The 19,595-nt window shown below is 62.2% G+C and carries 18 protein-coding genes and 1 pseudogene; 8 read left to right on the top strand and 11 right to left on the bottom strand.

Annotation, left to right across the window (positions count from 1 at the left end):
• The first annotated feature begins 3 nt into the window (after window positions 1-3).
• The 6 genes from I7X09_RS12335 to I7X09_RS12310 are packed head-to-tail and all read left to right on the top strand — an operon-like array spanning window position 4 to window position 7,184.
• Entirely contained in the window at window positions 4-1,026 is a 1,023-nt protein-coding gene (locus I7X09_RS12335; RefSeq protein WP_200317023.1) for an ABC transporter substrate-binding protein, read from the top strand.
• The gene (locus I7X09_RS12330; RefSeq protein ID WP_200317021.1) at window positions 1,023-2,570 is read left to right on the top strand and encodes a multicopper oxidase family protein; all 1,548 of its coding nucleotides are present in this window, start codon (window positions 1,023-1,025) and stop codon (window positions 2,568-2,570) included. Before I7X09_RS12335 ends, I7X09_RS12330 begins: the two co-directional genes overlap by 4 nt.
• A 10-nt stretch (window positions 2,571-2,580) precedes the next feature.
• A complete protein-coding gene (locus I7X09_RS12325) occupies window positions 2,581-2,928 on the top strand; it encodes a cupredoxin domain-containing protein (protein ID WP_095972024.1) in 348 nt (115 codons plus the stop codon).
• Between the two features lie 8 nt (window positions 2,929-2,936).
• Window positions 2,937-4,739, top strand: coding sequence for an ABC transporter ATP-binding protein (locus tag I7X09_RS12320; protein WP_200317802.1), 1,803 nt, complete (start codon window positions 2,937-2,939; stop codon window positions 4,737-4,739).
• Window positions 4,736-6,469, top strand: coding sequence for an ABC transporter ATP-binding protein (locus tag I7X09_RS12315; protein WP_200317019.1), 1,734 nt, complete (start codon window positions 4,736-4,738; stop codon window positions 6,467-6,469). Before I7X09_RS12320 ends, I7X09_RS12315 begins: the two co-directional genes overlap by 4 nt.
• A 25-nt stretch (window positions 6,470-6,494) precedes the next feature.
• Window positions 6,495-7,184, top strand: a complete 690-nt coding sequence (locus I7X09_RS12310) for a SanA/YdcF family protein (RefSeq protein WP_019745580.1) — start codon at window positions 6,495-6,497, stop codon at window positions 7,182-7,184.
• 95 nt (window positions 7,185-7,279) lie between these two features.
• Here the strand turns inward: I7X09_RS12310 and I7X09_RS12305 are convergent, their stop codons facing one another.
• The 8 genes from I7X09_RS12305 to I7X09_RS12270 all read right to left on the bottom strand — a co-directional run bounded on the left by I7X09_RS12305 (window position 7,280) and on the right by I7X09_RS12270 (window position 13,780).
• A complete protein-coding gene (locus I7X09_RS12305) occupies window positions 7,280-8,116 on the bottom strand; it encodes a methylamine utilization protein (protein WP_166812070.1) in 837 nt (278 codons plus the stop codon).
• A gap of 74 nt (window positions 8,117-8,190) precedes the next feature.
• Window positions 8,191-8,514, bottom strand: a complete 324-nt coding sequence (locus I7X09_RS12300; RefSeq protein WP_095972028.1) for a cupredoxin domain-containing protein — start codon at window positions 8,512-8,514, stop codon at window positions 8,191-8,193.
• Entirely contained in the window at window positions 8,514-8,861 is a 348-nt protein-coding gene (locus tag I7X09_RS12295; protein WP_095972029.1) for a plastocyanin/azurin family copper-binding protein, read from the bottom strand. Before I7X09_RS12295 ends, I7X09_RS12300 begins: the two co-directional genes overlap by 1 nt.
• Before the next feature lie 27 nt (window positions 8,862-8,888).
• Entirely contained in the window at window positions 8,889-10,478 is a 1,590-nt protein-coding gene (locus I7X09_RS12290) for a multicopper oxidase family protein (RefSeq protein ID WP_200317017.1), read from the bottom strand.
• Window positions 10,475-11,794: a hypothetical protein gene (locus I7X09_RS12285; RefSeq protein ID WP_200317015.1), complete on the bottom strand. Its 1,320-nt coding sequence runs from the start codon at window positions 11,792-11,794 to the stop codon at window positions 10,475-10,477. The genes I7X09_RS12290 and I7X09_RS12285 overlap by 4 nt, the downstream gene beginning before the upstream one ends.
• Complete coding sequence (locus I7X09_RS12280; RefSeq protein WP_029256402.1) at window positions 11,791-12,462, bottom strand: methylamine dehydrogenase light chain; 672 nt, start codon at window positions 12,460-12,462, stop codon at window positions 11,791-11,793. The genes I7X09_RS12285 and I7X09_RS12280 overlap by 4 nt, the downstream gene beginning before the upstream one ends.
• 75 nt (window positions 12,463-12,537) lie before the next feature.
• Window positions 12,538-13,146, bottom strand: coding sequence for a redoxin domain-containing protein (locus tag I7X09_RS12275; protein ID WP_095972032.1), 609 nt, complete (start codon window positions 13,144-13,146; stop codon window positions 12,538-12,540).
• Between the two features lie 43 nt (window positions 13,147-13,189).
• Entirely contained in the window at window positions 13,190-13,780 is a 591-nt protein-coding gene (locus tag I7X09_RS12270; protein WP_200317013.1) for a MauE/DoxX family redox-associated membrane protein, read from the bottom strand.
• 348 nt (window positions 13,781-14,128) lie between these two features.
• Between I7X09_RS12270 and I7X09_RS12265 the strand changes: the two are divergent.
• Together I7X09_RS12265 and I7X09_RS12260 are read left to right on the top strand one after the other, a co-directional pair.
• Window positions 14,129-15,664 (top strand): annotated as a pseudogene (locus I7X09_RS12265) (APC family permease); the annotation flags it as partial.
• On the top strand, window positions 15,664-16,449 hold the full coding sequence (locus I7X09_RS12260; RefSeq protein ID WP_200317011.1) for an IclR family transcriptional regulator: 786 nt from the start codon (window positions 15,664-15,666) through the stop codon (window positions 16,447-16,449). The pseudogene I7X09_RS12265 and the gene I7X09_RS12260, both read left to right, overlap by 1 nt.
• A gap of 2 nt (window positions 16,450-16,451) precedes the next feature.
• Here I7X09_RS12260 and I7X09_RS12255 read toward each other — a convergent pair whose 3' ends face one another.
• The 3 genes from I7X09_RS12255 to I7X09_RS12245 are packed head-to-tail and all read right to left on the bottom strand — an operon-like array spanning window position 16,452 to window position 19,593.
• Window positions 16,452-17,774, bottom strand: a complete 1,323-nt coding sequence (locus I7X09_RS12255) for a bifunctional adenosylcobinamide kinase/adenosylcobinamide-phosphate guanylyltransferase (protein WP_200317009.1) — start codon at window positions 17,772-17,774, stop codon at window positions 16,452-16,454.
• Window positions 17,774-18,562, bottom strand: a complete 789-nt coding sequence (locus tag I7X09_RS12250) for an ABC transporter ATP-binding protein (protein WP_166812087.1) — start codon at window positions 18,560-18,562, stop codon at window positions 17,774-17,776. Before I7X09_RS12250 ends, I7X09_RS12255 begins: the two co-directional genes overlap by 1 nt.
• The gene (locus I7X09_RS12245; RefSeq protein WP_200317007.1) at window positions 18,559-19,593 is read right to left on the bottom strand and encodes a FecCD family ABC transporter permease; all 1,035 of its coding nucleotides are present in this window, start codon (window positions 19,591-19,593) and stop codon (window positions 18,559-18,561) included. The genes I7X09_RS12250 and I7X09_RS12245 overlap by 4 nt, the downstream gene beginning before the upstream one ends.
• Window positions 19,594-19,595 lie beyond the last annotated feature (2 nt).

Here is a 19,595-nt window from a genome sequence, read left to right as displayed (position 1 = left end):
ACCATGAAGTTGAAAACGCGACCCGGTTATCTATCGAAGCTGGGTGCTTCGCTGCTGGTCAGTGTCGTTGCCCTGACTGCGGCCGCCTGTAGCTCGAGTGAGGCGGGACAGACGACGGAACTTGCCGAGGGAACGCATGCCGTGACCCACGAATTCGGTGAGACGTCGGTTCCGGACGACCTCGGGCGAATCGTTTCCTTGGACGAATACGCCGCACTCGGTCTCCTTGCCGTCGGCATCACGCCCGACGTGGTCTTCACGTCCTGGGGATCGGAGATCGGCCAGGACATCCTGGCCTCGGCAGGTACCGAGGTGGTCACGGTGCCGCCGCTCGGTGCGCCGCCGATCGAGCAGGTCCTCGCCCAGGATCCGGGACTGGTCATCTTCACGTCGATGGGCGATCGGAGCTACTACGACTCCATCGCGTCGACGGTTCCCACAGTCCCGGTCCCTGCCGTGACCACTCCGTGGCGTGAGAATCTTGCCTTCTTCGGTCGGGCCTTCGATCGTCAGTCGGTTGCCGACAAGTTGACAGGCGCTTTGGAGGGCAAGATCTCTGACGTCTCTGCTCGCTCCCGTGGCGAAGCGAACACCGTGTCGGTGCTGATGAGCAGCTCTGGCATTCTTGCCACCACCACCGAGCAAGCACCGCCCTCGTTGCTGTTGGCGGAGAGCGGATTCGGGCGTCCCGAATCGCAGCGAGCGAATGCCGCGGGAGGCCTACCGTATGCACCCCTGTCCGATGAGGCGATTCCGGCGCAGGACGCTCGGATCGTTGCCGTCTTCGACGAGGGTGTGTACGAATTCGGCAAGGTTGCCAGCGTCCCCGGGTTCTCGAGTCTTTCGGCGGCGCAGGAGAACCGGGTGGCCAAGGTCAACGGGGACATGTGGCTCGCTACTCACCCCTTTGCCACCTTCTGGATGATCGAGGACATGGACGCCATGGCTGGCGGCAATCTGGCCGGCACCGGTACCGAATCTGTTGCTGCGAAACGCTATCAGGAATTCACGGCGCTGACGGCATGAGTTCGAGTGCGTTGAGTCGGCGCCTGGCGCTGAGATGGGGAGCTGTGACGTTCGGGTCTGCGGCACTGGGCTCTGTGGCGCTGAGTGCGTGCAGCCGTGGTGCGGCGAATGAAGTCAGTTCCGAAATTTCGCCGTTCGACGATGAAGTTCGTGCTGCCGAGCAATCGCGGTTTCGTAGCGGACGTACAGTTGAGCGGAATCTGACAGCCGCACCGGCTCGGGTGAATCTGGGCGGCAGGCACGTCGACACGTGGTCGTACGGAGCAGAAGCAGTTGGCCCGGAGATCCGAATCTCCAAGGGAGACCGGCTGAACCTGCGGTTGCAGAACGACCTTTCGTCGGAGACGTCAGTGCACTGGCACGGCATTGCGATCCGCAACGACATGGACGGTGTCCCGCCGATCACCCAGGAACGAATCCAACCAGGTGCCGAGTTCACCTACGACTTCGTGGCTCCCGACCACGGAACCTACTGGTATCACTCCCATTCGGGGTTGCAGGCTGATCGAGGGCTCTTCGGTGCACTCGTGGTCGAGGACCCGAACGACCGGACCGGAGCCGACGAAGATGTCGTCATCGTGATCGACGACTGGCTGGACGGGCTGGGAACAACCCCGGATGCAGTTCTACGTGCACTGTCTCCGGAAGTTCCGGGAGGACACCACGGACACGGAGGGCCGCCGCCGGAAATCGACGAAGCAGAGATCGATTCTGCTGCACAACTTCTCGAGGACGGCCACGGGAGTTCGACAGCGCTCGGCGGCATGGCAACGCACATCACCTATCCATTGCACCTGATCAACGGACGACCGGCAGAAGATCCGTTCGTCGTCAGTGTGCCGGCCGGGACGCGACTCCGTCTGCGGGTGATCAATGCCGGGGCCGAGACTCCGTACCGATTCTCCGTAGCCGGGCACGAGTTGACCGTTGTCAGTGCTGACGGGCAGGACGTCTCCTACGCGGTCGGAGACGAGATTCTGATCGCGCCCGCGCAGCGATACGACGTGCTGGTGACGGTGCAGTCTGGTTCGTGGCCCATAGCCGCGAAGGTGGAAGGCAAGACAGGTGGCGCTGCGTGCCTGCTTCGGACACCGGATTCGGTCGCGAGCGTCGACCTGACTTCTCCTGCAGTGCTGTCAGGTTCCGGCGGCCGACTCCTTCTGGAATCGGTGCTTCGCCCGTTCGGCGCGCTGGAGCATCAGGTGCCGGATCGTGAGTATTCGGTGGATCTCATTCAAGCCGGCGATCGATACGTCTGGGGAATGGCGGGCGCCGACGCAGGTCGGTTGATCATGAAGCAGGGCGAGCGAATACGAATCGTCATGAACAACAACACCGACATGTGGCACCCGATGCACACCCACGGGCACACCTTCTCGGTTCCCTCGTACGGCGGGCTTCGTCGAGACACCGTGATTTCGCTTCCGCGTACACAATTGGCGATCGACTTCGACGCCGACAATCCAGGACGGTGGATGTTCCATTGTCACAACGCGTACCACTTCGAGGCCGGGATGACTGCCGACCTCCACTACGTTCGATGAGGAGAGCAGAATGTCAGTTCGCACCGGGTTGACCACTTTGATCGCTGTTGCAGCCGTGTTTACCCTGACGTCGTGCGGTAGCGATTCGACGGGATCCACCGAGCAGACGCCGGTCGAGATCTCGGTGAAGAACCTTGCGTACACGCCGAACTCCGTCACCGTGCACACGGGACAGACCGTCACGTGGATTTTCGAGGATCAAGGTATGCCACACGATGTCGTGTTCGCGGAACTCGGGACCAAGAGTGACCTGCAAGGAAGTGGAACCTACAGCCAGACCTTCGACAAAGCCGGAACCTTCACGTACACGTGCACACCACATCCGAACATGACCGGCACGATCATCGTCGAAGAGTGAGTGACGACATGAAAGTGAACGAGGCTGCAGCCTCGGATGATTCGCGCGGACTCGTCGACCGCGACGCTTTGGGCAGGATGATCGCGCCGGTGAGAGATCGACTCCTCCTGGGGGCGGGTCTGTCTGCGCTGTCGGTGCCGCTGCGCTTTCTGCCCTACATTGCGGTGGTCGAGATCGCACGAGTGCTCTTGACCGGCACGTCGTTGAACGTGGTCTGGTGGTGGGCCGCGATCGGCGCAGCGGGCACAGTTCTCGGTTTCGTGGTCTACAACGCGGCTCTGACGGTGTGTCACACCGCCGACGCACACTTCAAGTACTCGATCCGCTCGCGTATCGCGCGGCACCTGTCCCGAGTTCCTCTGGGGTGGTTCGCAAACGGCGGAACCGGTGAAGTGAAACAAGCGATGACCGACGACGTCAAACGGATGCATCTCCTCGTCGCTCATCTTCCTGCCGACGTGGTGCCTGCCATCCTGTCGCCGGTAGTGGCTCTGGTCTATCTGGTGGTGATCGACTGGAAGTTCAGTCTTGTCCTGGTCGGCTACATCGGAGTGTGTCTCGCCCTTGCCGCACCATCGATGCGCAATGCGTATCGAACGAACGTCGACTCGTGGAACCGCGCCATGGCGACATTGACCTCTGCAACAGTCGAACTGGGTGACGGCATCGAGGTTGTCAAGACGTACGGGAGTGGGAGTCGCGCGTTCGCGCGCTACTCGAGTGCTGTGGATTCGATGGTCGCGGTGTGCGTGCGATGGATGTCGGGGATGGGAAGGCCGGTGGTCGCGATGTCGATCCTTCTCTCTCCGGCGGTGCTCATCGTGGTCATCACGGCGACGGGGATTGCGTTGCTCTCCGGGGGCTGGATCACCCCGGTAGCTCTTGTTGCTTTTCTGGTCGTCGGGATAGGTGTGCCGTCGTCGGTTCTCCATCTGGGAACGATGGCCAACCTCTACCGCGAAGGCCAACTGGGAGCCACTCACGTCGAGGGCATTCTCGGCGAACCCGCGTTGGCCGAACCCCAGGATCCGGTCTCGGCTCGGGGCACCTTGGTCGAGTTTGATTGCGTAGGATTCGAATACACTGCCGGGCAGCGCGTCCTCGAGAATATTTCCTTCGAGATGCAACCGGGCACCGTTACCGCGATCGTCGGACCGTCCGGCTCCGGAAAGACCACGTTGGCACGTCTACTTCCGCGGTTCTGGGACGTGACGGACGGGTCTGTTCGCCTCGGTGGAAGCGATGTACGAGATCAGTCCAGTCGTGAAGTCTTGAAATCGATGGCGATCGTCTTCCAGGATGTTGTCCTCCTACGGGATACCGTGCGCGAGAACATCCGGCTCGGTCGGCCGGATGCAACCGATCTGGAGGTGGAGACAGCAGCGAAGCGGGCGCAGATTCACGACGTGATCATGCGACTGCCCGACGGGTACGACACCGAGATCGGTGGTAGTTCGGGTGGTGAGTTGTCGGGTGGGGAGAAGCAACGCCTGACCATCGCTCGCGCGATCCTTCAGAATCCGCCGATCGTCATCCTGGACGAGGCGACCTCGCAGGCTGATCCGCACAGCGAAGCGGCCGTTCAACGGGCGCTGGGCGAGATCAGTGCAGACGGCGGCACCATGATGGTGATCGCTCATCGACTGCACACCATCCGCTACGCGGACCAGATACTCGTACTCGACGACGGAAGAATTGTGGAGAAGGGTACACACGAACAGCTGTCGGAGTTCGGGGGAACCTACGCGCGGATGTGGGCGCTCCAGAATCCCCTCGGCGAGGACATGACTCCGTGGAAGGTACTTCAATGATTCGGGACCTGGACGAGATCCTCGGACGAGACAACGGGATGCGAGGCCAGATAGTAGGTTTCACGCTCGCCGGGATACTCGAGGGTGTCGTTTTCGCCTTGACGATCCCGATACTGAAAGCGGTTGTCCGCGGCGACTACGGCGCTGCAATTCCATGGGTTGTCTCGGCTGCTCTCGTGGCGGCGGCCTGCGGCGCCGTACGGTGGATAGCCGAGAATCGTGCGTACCGCATCGGAATCGAGCGTTTTGCCGGTGGAATCATGCACCGACTGGGCGAGCATCTGGTGCAGATTCCGCTCGGGTGGTTCAGTAAGGCAAACCGTGGAGCGTTCACTCGTCTGGTCACCGAGGGCACAGCGATCTTGATGAGTATCCCGGGAATGATCGTCGTGCAACTCGTCACCGTGACCGTCACTCCCGCGACCGTGGCGATCGCTGTCCTGTTCGTCGACTGGAGATTGTCCTTCGCGATGGTCGTCTTCGTTCCACTGGGGATTCGCGCTTACCGCAACGTGCAGCGGGCGGTTGTGCCCGAATACGAGGCGATTGGAAAGAGTGAATCCGAATTGGCATCGCGCGTCGTCGAATATGCACAGGCGCAACAGGTTCTGCGCTCAGCCGGTAAGAGTGACGAAGGATGGAATCGGCTGGACGAAGCTCTTGTGTCCAACCGGGACGCACACCTCCAGGAAATCGGCTCGGTCGACAAGTATCTGCTGCGCTTCATGATCGTCGTTCAGGTTGCCTTCCTTGCTGTACTGGCTCTGGCGGCACTGCTGGTCACCACCGGGTCCATCGACACCGCAAGCGTGATCGTTGTGCTCGTGTTGGCCGTGAGGTTCGTGGAGCCGATGGAAATGCTCGCAGGATTCGGTGAAGGTATCTCACTGGCCCGGGTGTCGCTCGGATCTGTCCGAGAGATGATCGATGTACCGGTGCTGGCGGAGCCTGAGGTGCCGAAAGAGCCGACGTCGTACGGTATTCGGTTCGATTCGGTCTCCTTCGGCTACGGCCCGGATCGCGTGATTCGTAGCGTCAGCCTCGAATTCCCGGAAAGTTCGGTCACCGCGTTGGTCGGCCCTTCCGGTTCCGGAAAGACAACGCTGGTTCGGCTGATCTCCAGATTCTGGGACGTTGACGAAGGAACGGTGTCGATCGGGGGAGTAGATGTTCGCGACATCGGAACGAGAGCATTGATGTCTCGGATATCGACTGTCTCGCAGCAGGTTTACCTGTTCGACGGAACCATTGTGGAGAACGTTCGGTTGGCGAGACCGGATGCCACCGAGTCGGAGGTCCTCCAAGCGGTGGTCGATTCCAGACTAGGCGAAGTGATCGATCGTCTGCCGAGCGGCGAAGAGACGAGAGTAGGTGAAGGCGGATCGCTGCTGTCCGGCGGTGAACGTCAGCGGGTGTCGATTGCGCGCGCCTTCCTCAAGGACACTCCGATAGTTCTACTCGACGAAGCGACTTCCGCCCTCGACGGCGAGAACGAAGTAGCGATCACCGAGGCAATTCACCGATTGGCCCGTGGTAGAACGGTGGTGGTCATCGCTCACCGCCTGTCGACTATTCAGGGAGCAGATCACATCGTGTTTCTCGAAGGCGGCACAGTTGAAGAGGTGGGTTCTCACCAAGACCTGATCGCGCACGGCGGAAAGTACTCGGATCTGTGGGCCGAGCGCAGTGGCGCGGAGGGATGGAGGATCGACCGAGCGCGAGAGCCATGAGCAAACCGTGTGGTTTGATCGAAGAATGGACGAAGCCGCTGCAGATCCGGTGAAACCGCCGCGGAAGCGCCGATGGCCTCGATGGGTCGCAGGCATTGCGGTGCTCGGAGCAGTTGTCTACGCGGGCTCGATCGTGTGGATTTCCGTGGCGTCGGCCGGACATACGTCAGACGCCGCCGATGCTCCCGACGCTCCGGTGGTGATCGTGCTGGGCGCGCAGATCAAGGACGGTAAGCCGATGGCTTTCCTGAAAGGGCGACTGGACGCAGCAGTCGAACTGGTGGAAGCGGGAAAGGCTAAAGCGGTCCTGGTCTCCGGCGACGCGAACGGCGGCTCGGGTGACGAGATCGCGGCGATGACGAACTACCTGGTGGAGCAGGGAATAGATGAGCGTCGCATCGTCGGGGATCCGTACGGCCTCGACACCTATGACACCTGCTTCCGGGCCATACATACGTATGGGGTGACCAAGGCGTTGATCGTCACTCAGGGGTATCACGTGCCACGCGCTGTGGCGTTGTGCCGAGACGTCGGCATCGACGCCGACGGGGTGAACAGCGATTGCGGGTGCGCAACTCCGACGCTGATCAAGAACGCCGCGCGGGAGTGGGTTCTTGCCAAGCCCAAGGCAGCGCTGGACATGCTGTGGAGTCGGGACGCAAAGGTGACGTCGCCGTCGGAGGACTCGGTCCAGGTGGCGCTGTCGATTCCCTGACGCGGGGTGAGTGCGCACGGTTTCTGTCGAGTGAACACACGCTCCCGAGAGTCGGAACGTGTGTTCACTCGAGATGAAGGGTGCTAGCTCGACAGTCAGATCAGTGCTGCGGCGGCAAATGCTCCCAGTGCGATCAATGCCGCGCCGGTGACGCTCTGCACGCGACGGTCCACGACGCACATGATCGAGAGGAATCCCGGCATCGAGCCACCACGCTTGGTGTGCACGATTGCCGCGAGGCTGGGCATGCAGCGGCCAAGGGATACGACCGTGAACAGCGCCGCGCCGAGAGCCGGTGAACCCGAGGCGATGACGCCGAGCGCCAGGAGGTAGTACGCACTGGAGCGGATGAAGATCAGAAATCCCGGGCCGATGATCGCGCCGAAGATCAGCGAGACCTTCCAGGGCGCCATGGTGCGGCGCAGATGACGAGGAAGCTGTTGGCGCCGCATCGGAGTCGGCATCTTCATTGCACCCAGCTCGTGCAGCCCGTACGCAACCGCGACGACGGCCCAGACGCCCAGCGCCCAGCTGATCGGGACGTAGCCGGACATCGTCGCACCGAGGGCGCCGATCAATGCCCCGGTGACGGCCCCCGTCGTGACCGAACCCAGTGCGTGCCAGCCGAGTCGGCGGACGGGAGTCGAGGATCCCTTCCGATCTACCTGCTTCGGCGCGGCAACAACTCCGGCGACGGACATTCCGCAGGTCGACCAGTTCGCGGCCAGCGACGTAACCAGTCCGGCGCCGATAACAGCTGTGGTCAAAGCTGTTGTCGCGGAAGGCGTGGCCACGAGTGCGAGGCCGGCACCCGCAGCAGCGCCCGCCGCGACGAGGCTGACACGGGTCGCGGTGCCGACGGAGCCTTGAAGGGTCGGCCGGATGTCAGGGACATCGGTCTGCAGTGGGCCGTGTGAGAGAACAGTAGTCATCGGATCCTCCGAAGTGTTTGTGGTTCAGGAAAAGTATTGAGTCGAAGTCGCAGCGAAAAGTGATGAGCCAGAGTTCACAGCACTGTGATGACTCCGATCATGTACGGGTGGACGGAGCACGAATACTCGTAGACGCCGACGCTCTCGAACGTGTGCCGGAACGTTCCGTCTCCGGTGATACCACTGTCGAACAGGCCGGGTGATTCCACGTGATGCAGGAGTCCACCGTCGTCGAAGCGCCACTCGACGGTGCCGCCGTGTTCCACCGTGACGTCCATCGGGCTGAACTGAACATTGCTGATCTCGACCACCACGTCGGGGACGGGATCTTCTGTGCCGCAGGACGAAACACACGTCGCTGTGACGGCGAGGACGAAGCCGGCGATCCACCTCCTCACTATTGAACGATCACGGTGCCCACCATCATCGGGTGGGGCGTGCAGTGGTAGGTGAAGGTGCCGGTGTCGTCGAACGTGTACGAGAAGGTTCCCTCGGTGAGCAACTCGCTCTTCAGTTTCCCGTCGAGATCACCGTTGCCGACCACGTCGTGGGGGAGTCCGCTGTCGTCGAACTTCCATTCGACGGTCTGCCCCTTCTCGATGGTGACCGATGCTGGTGTGTACGCCATGTTCTTCACCTCGATCACGACGGCAGGTTCGTCCGACGACGCACCGGCGTCACTACTGCAGGCGGTGAGGCTCAATGCCGCGCAGGCTGCGAGGAAAGCGGGAACGAGTTTCTTCATGAGGGGTTTTCTCCATTCTTCGACTTGTCAGCGGACGTAACGCAGATTTGCCGTCATGCCTGCTTCGAAGTGGTAGGCGTTGTGGCAGTGGAACATCCACTCGCCGGGATTGTCGGCGTCGAACTCGATGGCGAGCTCGGTGCCGGGTAGGACGTTCACGGTGTCGCGGCGAAGCCCGCCGTAATCCGGTACCGCAAAGGTGTGGCCGTGGGTATGCATGGGATGCCACATCGTGGACGTGTTCTTCATCGTGATGCGGACCCGTTCGCCCTGTTTCATGACGAGCTTGCCCGCATCGGCTCCCGCCATTCCCCACACGTATCGATCGCCGGCCTGGATCAACTCGATGTGGTAGTCGCGATCAGGCGTCTTCGTCTCGAGTCGTGCGGATTCCGTGGGCCGGAGTTCGCTTTCGGTTACCAGCCGCCCGGCCAGCTCCGAGAGGTTTCCGCCCACATCCGGATTCGCCAGCGCCAACGCGTCGGTGCTGCGTAGGACGGTCGACGCATAACCATCTCGGCCCTCGACCTTCGCTACCACCGGCCATGTTCCCGACTTCACCGTCACCAATACGTCGTAGCGTTGGGCCATGCCGACGATGATGGTGTCGGCAGGAGTTGGCTCCACGTCGTAGCCATCGGTAGCGACGATTGTCATCTCGTGACCGGCCACAGCAAACCGGTACGGAGTTTCGGCCGCTGCGTTGACGATTCGTAGTCGCAGGGTCGAACCGGGCGCTGCAGTGACGACAGCAGGATCATTGGGTGGCCGCCCGTTGATCAAGTGCAGCGGATACGCGATGTGTTGAGTCATCCCGCCGAGTGGTTCGGAAGAACCGTGTCCGCCGCTGACCAACTGCTGCGCGACGGACATGTCGGCTTCCGAGTGTTCCGCCGGAGTTGTTGCCCCACCGCCGTGTCCGCCGTGCCCACCCGAAATTGCCGGGTTCAGGGCCATCAGGACGGAATCCGGGGAGGTTCCCAATCCGTCGAGCCAGTCGTCGAGCACCAGGACGGCATCGACGTCGGCCCCGGTGGTGTCGTTCGGATCCTCGACGATCATGGCGCCGAAGAGCCCCCGATCGGCCTGTAATCCGCTGTGCGAGTGGTACCAGTACGTTCCCGGATCCGGGGCGATGAAGTTGTACTCGAAGCTCGAACCGGCGCCGATGGGAGCCTGCGTGGTGGGTGCCGCGCCGTCCATGTCGTTGCGGATTCGAATTCCGTGCCAGTGCAGTGTTGTTTCGGCGTCGAGGCCGTTCTGGACGCTGACGTTCACCCGGTCACCGGACTTCAGTCGAAGTTCCGGAGCCACCGCAGCGCCTCCGTACGTCCACGTGTCCGCGAGGCGTCCGCCAAGATCTACCGTCGAGAATCCGGCGGCAAGGGCAAACGCAGCGGTGGTCCCGTTCCAGGCTCGCGCCGATTCTGCGGCAGTAACTTCGGGGTCGGTGGGCAGGATGTAGTCGAGATCGGTCGTGGGCGTCGGAGATGCTGCAGTGGAACTGCATCCGGCAATCGTCCCCATGGCGCCGAGCCCGAGTGCTCCGGCGCCGAGCGCTCCCAAACTCAGGAAGCGGCGCCGGCCCATCACCACACCGGATCCGGGACGGCTCATCGGAGTACTTCTGGTGTGATCAACCCGCTGACATCCCCGACGTTGCCCGAGACATCGACGGAACTGACCTGCTCACCGGTGCTCGCGTTGTAACCCACGATCTTCTGCGGAGCGGAGCCTTCGACTTCTGGTCCCGAACCGAGCACGTAGAACGTGGCGCCGTCGACGGAGAAGGTCATGCTCTTGATGTCTGTCAGGCCGAGGTCTGCAAGCGTCAAGCTCTTCACCGGGGCGAAGGTCGTCGCGTCGGACAGGTCGATCTTGACCAGTGAGCCTCCCCGAGCAGAGTCCGGATGAATAGCCGTGTCCGTGTACGCGATTGCGAGCCGGGTTGCGTCGGCGTTGATGACGTTCTCCGAGAATCGACCGGAGTCCTGCCCGGCGTTTCCGATCGGCTTGACACCTTCCTGAGGCAGTCCGTTGGAGAAGTCGAAGACGTACACATCGCCGTTCTCACTGACCAGCAAGGCTTTTTGTGCTTCCGATGCCCACGTGACCTTTCGGGTGGAGACAAAATCTTCGGGTAGGACCTTGCTTCGGGCGGTTTCCTTGGGAACACCGTCGTCACCGATCGTGACGTGTAGCAGTTCCCGGGAGTCCTCGCAGACGCTGTACAGCTCGTGATCGACCATCCACGTGAACGGACCGCAGCCGACTATCTGGAGTGCGCCGGTTGCTTCCTTCTTCTCGAGATCGACCACTCTGATGCCGTACAAACCGTCATCCCAAGTGACAAAGAACTTGCCGTCCGAGGTCACCGCATTGGAGCCGGGACGGGAATGTACGCGTGCGACGTCCGGAAGCATGACCTCGGCTGGTTCCAGCAGGTTGCCGGAGTAGGTGCTGACCGTGAAATCGGCTGCGCCACGGGAACCTCGGGGGCGCCACACCTCCGCAGCGAGCACCGCAGGATCTTCGGCGGAATCCCCGACGAATCCGTGAATGACCGGATCCCAGATGCCCGGGCCGACGGTGATCCGGCTCTCGGCCACACCGGTCTTCGGATCGATGACGTTGACGCTGAGCTCGAGCTGGCCGAATCCACCTTCGACGCCGAGTAGGCGGTCAGCTGCGATCGGGGTGATCGAACCGACGTGCAATGGCTCGGGAATGGTATCGCCGATTTCCTGGTCGTCGTGTCCGAGGGAGATTCCCTCGCCCGGAGCAGTGAACGGAACTGTCGGATAGGTGACATCACCTGCGCTGGACGGTTCGTCGTTGTCGGACGAACTGCAACCGGCCAGCGCGAGTACGACGGTGAGTGGGATGACGGCAACGGCGGGGCGCGCCAGTTTTCGGGTTCGCGGACTGCTCATGATCCGGCACCGACCTTGGGGCGCTCGGCCGGTCGAGTCTGGCAGTCCTCACCGATGATGGGCGCCATCGTGCAGGTGTATGCCTGAGACTCGTCGGAGACACACCAGATGATTTCCTGGTCGTAGCTTCCGGAGACCGGGTTGTACATCACGGCCTGCATGTCCGGTTCGCCGCAGAATGCGTTGGAACACGAAGGCGCACCACAGCAGTCGTAGTAGGCGATCAGATAGGTCTTACCGGTATCAGGGTTCGTGCAGCATCCGACCCAGAACTCTGCGCCGGGCTTGCTGCCGGGGGCGCAGGTGGTGACACCGCCGCCGTTGCATGCGGCACAAGACGTTCCGTCCATGTTGCACCAGCGCCAGTACTCGCACTCGGCCGGATCTTTACCGTCGTAGACAGGGACAAGGGGTTCGGGGCCAGGTGCCGGTGCAGGAACCTCGGGCTCTTGGGCGAAGGCACTACGCGTCACAGGAAGTGTGCTGATCAGTGCCACTCCTGACACACCCATGGTCCACTTGCCGATCCGACTGATCATGGACCGCCGCGAAACTCGTTCGGAAAGTTTGCGTCCGGTTCGACTGGTGAGCGAACCGCCTTGGCCGGCCATCCATTCGGCCTGGGCCTGAACTGTCGCCTCGTCGACGGGATATCGGTTCTCCGTCATGTTGTGCTGCGGGAATTCATTGTCGTCCAACGATTTTCTCCTGATTCGTGAAGAGGATCGAACTGTGCGGGAAGATCAGGCCGCGCTGCCGGATTTCGCCTGGGCATGAAGGTGCTGGAGTGAGGGGGTGCCGGTTTCGAGTGCATTGAGCAGGCTTTCCACCTGAGCCATGTGATTGCACAGGCCCTTCCCTCGGATCTTGCCGTGCTCGTCGAGAATCACGCCGTACGGAGTGGTGCCCACCTGGTACGCGATTCCGACGTCGCGAGCGTCGATGTAACTGAGCTCGGAACCGATCCCGCTGCCGGCCAGGAACTCGCGATGCTCCTCGGGTGTTCCGTCGGAGATGATGATCACGTCGAGATCCGATTCGGCTCGGGCCATTGCCCTTACGCCGGGAAGAAGGCTCTTGCACGTCGAGCAACTCGGTGCTGTGAACAGCAGGAGTTGGGGCTTGTCGCGGTGACCACCGACTCCGACGGTTCGTCCTTCCTGGTCGATCAGACCGGCAAACGACGGGCCGACCTGTTCGACCTTGGGGCCGGTATCCATCATCCGGGCGCCAAGAGGTCCGAGACGTACTTGGACGCGGCCGATTTCACGAGCCAGAGCAAGAACCATCAGGAAGAGAACGGCTACGGCGATCACCAGGATCACGGTCGCGACGAGAAGGAAAGTGGTCATCGTGGAAGTCCTGCCTTCGAGTTTTCGGTGCGGTGGGTGTGGTTCACGAGCCGTACCGGGATGTGGTTTCGGCGGTGCGGAGTCGGATGGAGGCGCTCGACAGGTAGTCGTCGACAGGGCGTCGCCCCAGATGGACCACCGAACGAATCTGTGCGAGAGCAACTCCAGCCAGAACGAGGAGGAATCCGAAGGTCGCCGCCGCGACCTGGACGCCGATCTCAGCCTGTCCGGCGGTGGCCGACACTGCCACAGCGATCACCGCGAGTGTTCCGGCACGAACAGCGTGGAACCATCCGATTCGCGGAATCTCACCGACTCCGAATGCAAAACAACCGCAGTCCAGATCGCGTCGCCCACGCAGGAGGTTGATCGTGAGGCCCGTGAAGAACGACGCGAACATGACGGCAGCAGCCAAGGCAGCGAGGCGTTGGGCAACGCCGAGAACCAGAAGGATGCCTACGACGGTTTCCGCGACGGGAAGGATGCGAGCGATCGGCGCTTCGAGTCGTACCGGTAACACTTTGTATCCGCGCACTGAACGAAGGACCCCGTCGTGCTCGTTCAGCTTGGGAATGCCGGCGAGCAGGAGAACGAATCCGATGATCGCCGAAGTGGTGGCGCTGACCAAGCCCATGCTTCCTCCGTTCCTCTCAGGTAGTGCCGGTGGTGTGTGGGACACATCCTGTACGGGCGATGCTGCGAACCCGCGTCGACCGCGCTACGCCTGGACGAGGTGCAACTGAGAGAGCAGTTGTCGTGTGAGAATCGGAGAACTCGCAGGTGAAGCCGCTGCCGGCGGGGCAGGGCATCGTCGGCTGCCCTGGATCCGGCATGACGCTGGGTGGGAAACAGAGTCGGATTCCCACTTGAAAGTTCTGTGCGCGCCATCGTCGAAACTGCGCGGAAACATAAGCGGACTAACTTGACCGAATTCTGACAATTCGCTCGTAGGTTCGGGCCTGGACGCGACGGACGGTGAGACATGGCCGTGAGTGCGGCACTGCGTGCAGCGATCACGCGAGCGCAGAATGCGGATCAACACAGTGAGCCCGTGTTCTCCCCGCTCCGTGGTCTCGGACGGGGACGTCTGACCCCGATCGATCTGTTGGGGCAGTCACTCTCCACGATCGCACCCGCAACGGGAATGGTGTTCATCGCCCTGTGGATGATTACCTACAGTCCCGGTTACGTCGGGTTGGCTGCGATTGCTGCGACAACTTCGGCTGTTTTTCTCGTTGCGTTCTGCATCACTCAGTTCACACGGAGACTGGCCGCAGCAGGATCGTTGTACAGCTTCGTCTTCCAAGGCTCCGGTATCCGGGCGACACTGACAGCGGGCGCGGCACTGGTGCTCGGGTATCTCGGAATCTCGGTTTCGGTTTTCTCCCAGGCAGTTCCGAGTCTGCTCGATACCATCGCCATTGTCGGACCCGACGTGCGGGGGACGGCGGCGACGGTGATCACGACGGTGGCGATTGCCCTGGCCGTCGCGTGGATTGCAGTGCGAGGCGTTCGGTTCGCCACTCGAGCGATCCTCGTTGTCGAGGCGTGCTCGCTGATTCTGATCGTCGTAGTCATGCTGGCGACGCACAGTGACACGACAACTGCTGTTGCCCTGCCGAATCCGTCGCTGAGTGCAGTTCCGTTTCTCGCGATGCTGACGGTACTCAGCATGGCGGGCTTCGAAAGTTCGGCCTTCTTCGGCCCAGAAGCGAAGCGACCACTCATCAGCGTCACACGCACGGTCCTCATTTCGCCGATCATCTGCGGGGTCCTCTTCGTTTTTGCGGCCTGGGCGGCGATGACCGGCCACGGCGCAACGATCGTCGGAGCGTACTTCGAGGGAACGGCATCCGGGGCCAGCGCGGAGGTGGTTCTGGCAGTCAAGATCGGAATGACGTGTTCCTGGTTCGCATCCACTCTCGGTTGTGCGCAGGCGGGTTCGCGGTTGTTGTACTCGATGGGGATCGAACGGGTACTGCCTGCGCCGCTCGCTCGCGTGCACAGACGGTTCCGTACCCCGTACGTTGCGGTACTTGCGTTCGTCGCGGTAAGTGCGGTGGGCGTATTCATCTATTCGGATACGGTTCGCGACGATTCGGGATCCTTCGACGGCGTGGTGGAGACCGCGTTGGTCTGCGCTTACACGCTGGTGGCCTTTGCTTCGTGGAAGTTCTTGCGCCGAATCGGGGAACATACTTCGCTGACCCGGATATGCACGGTGTCGGTGAGCGTCGCCGGTGCCGGTCTACTGGTCTACATCGTTCTCGACGGTGCGGTTCACGGGATGTGGGCACTGCCGATCGCTGCTCTTGCTGTTGCTGTGTCGGGGACAGTGTGGAGTTCGTTGCTTCGACGAGCCAGACCTGAAAGCCTTCTGATGCTCGGCGCTTTCGACAGCGTCGAGACGGCGGACCTGTTGCCCGGTGCTGGCACTCTGCTGATAGACGGTGACGGGCGAAGGCGACTCGTACCGGATCGTGGGACCGCCGAGGGTAACTCGCCGGAGCATGGGCGGTGTCCGCGGACCGTGCAACCGCTGGTCCACGATCAGACAAACGGATCGGCGAAGAGACCCACTTCAGTGGACAACAACCGCGTGCAGTTCAGAAGGCGCTGGGGATGCTCGAGGCGGTGGCTCATCTGGGACCGGGAACAACCGCGAAGGAGATCGCCACTTTTGCAGGCGTCCCTTCGGCCACGGCGTATCGCATGCTCAATCTGTTGGTGGCGGAGGGCTTCCTCGTACGAGTGCCAGATCTGTCGGGGTTCGCGTTGGGGCGTCGAACTGCCGAGCTCTCGCATGCGGCGTCGTCGAGTGGTCCGGCGCCGACGCTGCACGAGCGTGTCGAGGACATGCGGACACACACGAGGTTCGGATTGCACGTTGCGTCATTCGCCGGTGGGCGCTTGCGGTTCGTCGACAAGGATCCGGACCACGAGATCATCGGAATAGCCGCACTGCCGAAGAACCTTCACGCGAATGCGCTGGGGAAGGTTCTGTTGGCGCACGACGAGCAGTTGCTGTCGGGTTTGGAACTTCGTCGGGTCACGGAGTTCACCATCGGTGATTTCGATGCTTTGTCTGAACAGCTGAGATCGGTTCGTCTGCAGGGTTATGCATTCGAGAACCAGGAATGTCGCCTGGGTCGATCCGCGGTGGCAGTACCGGTTCGCGATCACGCAGACCAGGTGGCCGGCGGGTTGTGTGTTCAGGGAGCGAGCGGGCGAGTGACGGAGGGGGATCGAGAGTTGGTCGGGTTCCTACTTGATTGTGCGCGTCAGCTCACCGGATTGCTCTGACGTCACCCGCGCAGGTGCTGGGGGAGTCCGGCGGTCATCAGAACCACGGACTCCGACGCACCGGCGATGCGGCTGTTCAGCAGACCGAGTAGATCACGGAACAGCCTCCCGGACTTCGTGTCCGGGACGACGCCGTTACCGACTTCGTTGGTCACGGCGACAATCGGTACCGGAGAGGCGGCCCAGGCGTCGACCAAGTGGTCGATGTCCACGTGGACGGCGCTGAGATCTCCCGTCGCCCACGCCTGATGTCGGTCCAGACATGCGGTCAACCACGTGCCGAGGCAGTCGAGCAGGATCGGTGTTGTTGCGCCTAAAAGAATCTCGGACACCTCGGAGGTCTCCACCGTCGTCCACGTCGACGGCCGCCGCGCGCGATGCGACGCAATTCGTTCGATCCAGTCGGGATCGTCGTCCTGCGGATCCCCGGTGGCGATGTACGTGACGTGCCGGTAGCCGGCAAGCAAGGCCTCTGCGTGAGTGGACTTGCCCGAACGGGCGCCACCGGTGACCAGAGTTCGATGGCTCTGTCCTACCCCGATCTCGAGCGCAGTTCCATCCGGAACCACTCGCGCCCCGGACACCCGAAGTGCCTCGGCGAGTTCGTTTTCGACTGGGTTGTGGTGCCCGAGGTGTACGGCGACAACATCGGTTCTGTCGGTGATCGCGGTGCAATTGCGTAGCTGTGACACGGTTCTCGCGAAAGTCGGCAGATCGTGGTGCCCGGTGCCGTGGTCAGTTTTGTAGCCGAAGGTCTCTTCGAGAAAGACGGCGTCGAAACAGGCGTCGGCGAGGGCGTCGACAGTTGATTCGGGCAGCGGCCCGGTGTCGGTGGCCCAGAAGATTCGGGTCCCGGATGCGTCGGTGATGTCGTAGAGAAGGGTGGGTACTTCGTGCGCGGCTTCGAGTGTGCGAACACGATAGGTGCCCAACATGATCGACTGACCGGGCTCGAGCGGCGTGAAGGTCACCGGATCGGCGGGGCCTACCCAGTCTCGGCAGAGATCGAGCGCGTCCGGTGGCCCGAGAACCTGTAGTGGTTCGGTACGAGAGGCCCAGGACCGGAACAGCAATGCCATCGGGCCCAGATGGTCGGGATGAGAGTGCGTCAGCAGAATGTGTTCCACGCCTGCCAATGTGCGTCCGTAGCGTGACGCCGCTCGAGGTACTTCCGGACCGCAGTCCAACAGGATTCGGTTGTCCATCAGAGCGGCAGTGTGCCCGCGAATGGTTCCACTCGACAAGGCTGCTAGGCAGGAAGGGCAGGTACAGAACGGGTTCGGCCAACCGTCAGCAGCACCGGTGCCGAGCAACACCAGTTCCATCAGCGCGTGCCTTCCTGCCGAATCGGAACAACTATGGGACCGCTGGGCCGGTCCAGGATTTCGACCCGAGCTCCGTACACACGGCCGAGAAGGTCGGCTTGCAATACCGCTGAGGGCGCGCCGTCGGCGACGACGCGGCCTTTGTCCAGCAACACGATTCGTCGCCCGTATTGACCTGCGAGGGTGAGGTCGTGCATCGCGGCGATGACCGTGATGTCGTCGGCTTCTCGCAGCTCCTCCACCAAGTCGAGAACCTGCTGCTGGTGGCCGATGTCGAGAGCACTGGTGGGTTCGTCCAGGAGCAGTACCTGCGGCTCTTGAGCCAGTGCCCGAGCCAGGACCACGCGTTGCAATTCGCCGCCGGAAAGTTCGGTGGCTCGTCGATCGGCGAACTCGGTGAGGTCGAGCCTTTCGATCACCGAGGAGATCACCGAACGATCTGTGGCGGTTTCGGTGCCGAAGCGTCGGAGATACGGTGTACGGCCGAGCGCAACCAGTTCGGCAACCGTGGCGCCCTCGGGTACCACCGGACGCTGAGGCATCAGCGCGACGACTGCGGACATGGCCTTGCGGCTCGAACTGCGTGGGTTGAGTCCCCCGACGGTGAGCTCACCGGTGGACCGAATCAATCCAGCGAGGGCATGCATCAAGGTCGTCTTGCCGGCGCCGTTCGGCCCGACCACGGCAACCCAATCGCCGGGTGTCACATCGAGATCGATGCCGTCGACGACGTCTTTGCCGCCGAGGTTGATTCGGAGGTCGCGGCATCGCACTGCGGTGTCGGTCATGCGGAAACTCGACTGCGGCGCAGAACCAGAAGGAAGAACGGGGCGCCGATCATCGCGGTCACAACGCCGATCGGGAGTTCGGCCGGCGCCATGACCGTGCGGGCGGCGACGTCGGTGAGGACGAGAAACGCCGCACCCAGCATGAGTGACAGGGGGAGAAGCAGCCGATGCGACGGGCCGACGACCAGTCGAACCGCATGGGGAACAACGATTCCGACAAAGCCGATGAGCCCACTGGCGCTCACTACTGCAGCTGTTCCCAGTGTTGCAGCGAGCACCAGTACCAGGCGCGATCTGGCCGGATCGACGCCGAGGCTGGAGGCTTCGACGTCACCTACCGCCATCACGTCGAGTACGCGCCGGTGTACGAGGATGACGACAGATGCGAGCACGACGTACGGCAGGACGACCAGAACTTCCGACCAACCGTCGGTGGACAATCCGCCGAGCAGCCAGGAATAGACCTCACGGAGTGAATCGTCGAACCGCTGCTGAACAAAAGTCTGCGCTGCATTCGTGAACGCCGCGACAGCGACACCGGCGAGGATGATGACTACCGCGTTCTGCGGCCCGCCAATGCTTCGGCCGAGCGAATATGTTGCGAACACGGCCAGCACACCACCGACGAAGGCGGCCATGGGAATTCCGAACATGCCCAGGGCGCCACCCGAAACGATGGCGAGGGTCGCACCCAGTCCGGCTCCGCTCGAAACGCCGAGGAGATACGGATCCGCCAAGGGATTTCGGAACACACCTTGGTATGCGGCGCCGGCCACGGCCAACATGGCTCCGACCAAGGCGCCCAGGATTACTCGCGGAAGCCGGATCTGCCAGAGAATCGCCTGCTGTGTCGCGGTGAGACCGGAATCGATGTTGATGCCGGGTATTCCGTCCAGAAGTTCGAGAATTGTCCGATCAGGCGTCAAACCGGCCGGCCCCACCAGAACACCGATCAGCAAGGCAGCGCACAGAATCAGCGCGGCGCCGAGCAGAACGGCCGTCCGATGATGGGAGATACCGGCTTTGATCATCG

Origin of the sequence: Rhodococcus sp. P-2 (assembly GCF_016598535.1) — a bacterium.
GTDB classification, from domain to species: Bacteria; Actinomycetota; Actinomycetes; order Mycobacteriales; family Mycobacteriaceae; genus Rhodococcus_F; species Rhodococcus_F baikonurensis.
Note: the sequence above shows the minus strand (reverse complement) of the source record. Positions and strands in the feature narration are given on the sequence as shown.

What these genes read in the sequence shown, in the direction of transcription:
- I7X09_RS12335 (WP_200317023.1), top strand. Translation starts at nt 4, where the DNA reads ATGAAGTTGAAAACGCGACCCGGTTATCTATCGAAGCTGGGTGCTTCG.
- I7X09_RS12330 (WP_200317021.1), top strand. Translation starts at nt 1,023, where the DNA reads ATGAGTTCGAGTGCGTTGAGTCGGCGCCTGGCGCTGAGATGGGGAGCT.
- I7X09_RS12325 (WP_095972024.1), top strand. Translation starts at nt 2,581, where the DNA reads ATGTCAGTTCGCACCGGGTTGACCACTTTGATCGCTGTTGCAGCCGTG.
- I7X09_RS12320 (WP_200317802.1), top strand. Translation starts at nt 2,937, where the DNA reads ATGAAAGTGAACGAGGCTGCAGCCTCGGATGATTCGCGCGGACTCGTC.
- I7X09_RS12315 (WP_200317019.1), top strand. Translation starts at nt 4,736, where the DNA reads ATGATTCGGGACCTGGACGAGATCCTCGGACGAGACAACGGGATGCGA.
- I7X09_RS12310 (WP_019745580.1), top strand. Translation starts at nt 6,495, where the DNA reads ATGGACGAAGCCGCTGCAGATCCGGTGAAACCGCCGCGGAAGCGCCGA.
- I7X09_RS12305 (WP_166812070.1), bottom strand. Translation starts at nt 8,116, where the DNA reads ATGACTACTGTTCTCTCACACGGCCCACTGCAGACCGATGTCCCTGAC.
- I7X09_RS12295 (WP_095972029.1), bottom strand. Translation starts at nt 8,861, where the DNA reads ATGAAGAAACTCGTTCCCGCTTTCCTCGCAGCCTGCGCGGCATTGAGC.
- I7X09_RS12290 (WP_200317017.1), bottom strand. Translation starts at nt 10,478, where the DNA reads ATGAGCCGTCCCGGATCCGGTGTGGTGATGGGCCGGCGCCGCTTCCTG.
- I7X09_RS12285 (WP_200317015.1), bottom strand. Translation starts at nt 11,794, where the DNA reads ATGAGCAGTCCGCGAACCCGAAAACTGGCGCGCCCCGCCGTTGCCGTC.
- I7X09_RS12280 (WP_029256402.1), bottom strand. Translation starts at nt 12,462, where the DNA reads ATGACGGAGAACCGATATCCCGTCGACGAGGCGACAGTTCAGGCCCAG.
- I7X09_RS12275 (WP_095972032.1), bottom strand. Translation starts at nt 13,146, where the DNA reads ATGACCACTTTCCTTCTCGTCGCGACCGTGATCCTGGTGATCGCCGTA.
- I7X09_RS12270 (WP_200317013.1), bottom strand. Translation starts at nt 13,780, where the DNA reads ATGGGCTTGGTCAGCGCCACCACTTCGGCGATCATCGGATTCGTTCTC.
- I7X09_RS12255 (WP_200317009.1), bottom strand. Translation starts at nt 17,774, where the DNA reads ATGGAACTGGTGTTGCTCGGCACCGGTGCTGCTGACGGTTGGCCGAAC.
- I7X09_RS12250 (WP_166812087.1), bottom strand. Translation starts at nt 18,562, where the DNA reads ATGACCGACACCGCAGTGCGATGCCGCGACCTCCGAATCAACCTCGGC.
- I7X09_RS12245 (WP_200317007.1), bottom strand. Translation starts at nt 19,593, where the DNA reads ATGATCAAAGCCGGTATCTCCCATCATCGGACGGCCGTTCTGCTCGGC.